General features: G+C 45.6%; 5 protein-coding genes. 2 read left to right on the top strand and 3 right to left on the bottom strand.

Going from position 1 to position 3,018, the window contains the following annotated elements:
- Positions 1-573, top strand: a 573-nt coding sequence (locus tag B7X71_RS14390; RefSeq protein ID WP_293601124.1) for a class I SAM-dependent methyltransferase, incomplete at its 5' end; no start/stop codon positions are given.
- On the top strand, positions 570-1,346 hold the full coding sequence (locus B7X71_RS14385; protein ID WP_215302183.1) for an SDR family NAD(P)-dependent oxidoreductase: 777 nt from the start codon (positions 570-572) through the stop codon (positions 1,344-1,346). The genes B7X71_RS14390 and B7X71_RS14385, both read left to right, overlap by 4 nt.
- Before the next feature lie 9 nt (positions 1,347-1,355).
- On the opposite strand, the gene B7X71_RS14380 is transcribed toward B7X71_RS14385, so the two are convergent.
- From B7X71_RS14380 to B7X71_RS14370, 3 genes are all read right to left on the bottom strand, one after another.
- Complete coding sequence (locus B7X71_RS14380; RefSeq protein ID WP_293601119.1) at positions 1,356-2,018, bottom strand: thiol:disulfide interchange protein DsbA/DsbL; 663 nt, start codon at positions 2,016-2,018, stop codon at positions 1,356-1,358.
- The gene (locus B7X71_RS14375) at positions 2,015-2,629 is read right to left on the bottom strand and encodes an SPOR domain-containing protein (protein ID WP_293598420.1); all 615 of its coding nucleotides are present in this window, start codon (positions 2,627-2,629) and stop codon (positions 2,015-2,017) included. The genes B7X71_RS14380 and B7X71_RS14375 overlap by 4 nt, the downstream gene beginning before the upstream one ends.
- A 50-nt stretch (positions 2,630-2,679) precedes the next feature.
- Positions 2,680-3,018, bottom strand: a 339-nt coding sequence (locus B7X71_RS14370) for a DALR anticodon-binding domain-containing protein (RefSeq protein WP_293601117.1), incomplete at its 5' end; no start/stop codon positions are given.

Raw genomic sequence — 3,018 nt, 5'->3', positions numbered from 1 at the left:
AGACTTCAAAAGGTAGTTACAGAGACAGGGAATGCACAGCAATTCGAGGTGCGCCTACAAGACTATAGAGACTGTACTGAACGATTTGATGGGATCGCCTCCGTTGAAATGTTTGAAGCGGTCGGCGAGAACCATTGGGATGAATATTTTCAAGTAGTTGCAAATCGACTCAAAGCAGGGGGTCGAGCCTGCATCCAAACTATCGTCATAGCAGAAGACTTATTTGATCGCTATCGACACAGCACCGACTTTATTCAGCAATATGTTTTCCCAGGCGGCATGCTACCCTCACCAAGTAAATTCAAGGCTGCTGCTGCCAGCGCAGGCTTAGAGGTTGAAGCTGAGTTTGCATTTGGTTCTGACTACGCTAAAACCTTATGCCTATGGCGTGATAGCTTTAACCAGAAGATTGAAGAAATCTATCGCCTTGGATTTGATGAGGCTTTTATTCGACTGTGGAATTTCTATCTCATGTATTGCGCTGCTGGATTCTTCGAAAAGAATATTGATGTTGTGCAATACACCCTCAAACACCAAGATGCTATTCACTCAAGCGATGCCCTGTGCCCATGAAACAAAAAGGAATTAATTCATTTGTAAATCAACGTATTTGGATCATCGGCGCTTCCAGCGGAATTGGTGAAGCCTGCACTCAGGCCTTCATCAAGGCTGGCGCAAAAGTCGCTCTTTCTAGTCGTCGTACTGAACGCCTCAATGCCCTTGCTAAATCAGCGCAGTCGGAGCAAGCATTGGTACTCCCTCTTGATGTCACCAAGCAAGAGCAAATCCTATCTTCCTACCAGAAAATTCTAGGGGCTTGGGGCGGTCTAGACCTACTACTATTTGTTTCGGGCGTATATACCCCCTTACGCGCTGACAATTTTGACTTTGAGATTGCACAGAAGACTATCGATGCTAATCTGCTAGGGCCTATGCGGGCAGTGAGCATTGTTTTGCCCAATATGCTCAAAGAGCATGCCGGTCATATTGCTATCGTGGGCAGTGTCGCGGGATACAGTGGATTACCAAAAGCCCTTGCATATGGGCCGAGTAAAGCAGGGATTATTAATTTCTGTGAAACCTTGTATTACGACTTACTTCCCCAGGGAGTGAGCGTACACATGATCTCACCAGGATTTGTGGCAACTGAAGCAACTGCACAGAATGATTTTGAAATGCCAGCACTCATTACCGCTGACGAGGCTGCAAAAGAAATTCTCACTGGACTACAGGCTGGAGAGTTTGATATTCACTTCCCTAAGCGGTTTTCAGGATTCCTAAAATTCCTCAGAATCCTGCCTTACCCACTCTATTTTTGGATCGTACGACGCTTCGTCAAAATCTAAGGCTTTAGATTACTTGTACTTGTCCTTGCGGATTTTTTGCTCCAAGAAATCCATCACTACAATCGCCTTAGCTTTAGTCCCGGCAATGGATGGCGATGTCACATAACGACCCTGCATCACAATAGTTGGCACGCCATCTATACGATAAGCATCAGCCATCTGTCTTGCAGCGCGGGCTTTAGATACAACAGCAAATGAACGGTACGTAGCCAAGAAAGTATTGCGATCAATACCTTGAGAGGCGACCCAATCCGCAATCTCGTTTTCCGTCATGAGACGCTTATTTTCTTTATGCATGGCGTACATGACTTTGTCATTCATCGCCTCACCCTTACCCATAGCTTCTAAGGCATAGAACAACTGGCTATGTGGCATGAAGTCATCACGAAAGGCAACGGGTACTTTACGAAAAGTAACGTCTTTAGGTTGGCGCTTAAGCCAGGCGTTGAGCTCTGGCTCAAAGTCATAGCAATGCGGGCAGCCGTACCAAAAAAACTCAATCACCTCAACCTTACCTTTGGACTCAACTGGCTGAGGGGTAGGAAGAATGCGGTAGTCAAAGCCTTCTTCAATCTTAGGGCTTTGCGCACTAACAAAGCCTGAGAATGAAACCGCCAAGCCGAGAATGGTGGCGGATAAAAAAATTCTTTTAGATTTGGATAATGTAATCATGATTTACCAGACTTAATAACATTTGGTTTAATGCCCATGCTATTTAACTTATCACGCACGGGGTTACTTTCTTCAATACTGTTATACGGACCCACACGAACACGCCACAGTGTATTGCCCTCACTTGTAATCTCACTTAATTGAGACTGAATACCCTGGATAGCTAAACTGGCTTTTTGAGCATCCGCATCAGCGCGCTTATTAAATGCGCCAACTTGTAAAAAATAAATTGCATCCGATTTTGCGACAGGGGTTGGAACCACTTCAGCCGGCTTCTTACCGCTTGCTAAATCAGCAATTGGGTCCGAAGCATCGGAAGCTGGTGCGGCAGACTTACCTTGTAAAGGTTTGTTTAAATCTAAAGCCTCTGCTGGGGCAGCTGCTTCACCTTCCGCAGGTGCCGGTCCTGATTTAATAGTTAAGGGAAGATTGGGAGCTCTAACGCCAGGACGCTCTTGGGGTGTATTTTTTGAGAGATAAAAGGCAATCACAAAAGCAACGCCTAGGCCAACACCAAGCCCTAAGATAAAGCCAAGGATGGTGCCGCCATACTCTGAACTTGAAGACTGTGTCTTTAGATCAAAGCTGTCGTATTGATTGTTATTTTTCATCGAGTCCCCATCCTTCTTTTTACCTCTTAAACCCTAACGAGTGTTAAAGCTTACATCTTAGCGGGTGCTGATACACCCAATACTTTTAGTCCATTTTCAAGCACTTGGCGAGTCGCCGATAACAATGCAAGACGAGTTAATTTCAATGCAGGGTCATCCACCAAAACGCGGTCTGCGTTATAGAAGGTATGGAAATCTCCCGCCAAATCACGCAAGTAGAAAGCTAAAGCATGTGGAGCTAAATCTGCAGCTGCATCAGTGAGCATTTCTGGATATTCAGCTAGACGACGTAAGAGATGATCTGAGGCCTTGCTTTGCAACAAGGAAAGGTCTGCGCCCTTGAGGTCAGAGACTTGTCCACCCCATTGAGTCAAGATGGAGCAAATACG

It is taken from the genome of Polynucleobacter sp. 39-46-10, from assembly GCF_002282275.1.
The sequence above is the reverse complement of the archived record's forward strand: the minus strand, read 5'-3'. Positions and strand labels throughout refer to the sequence as shown.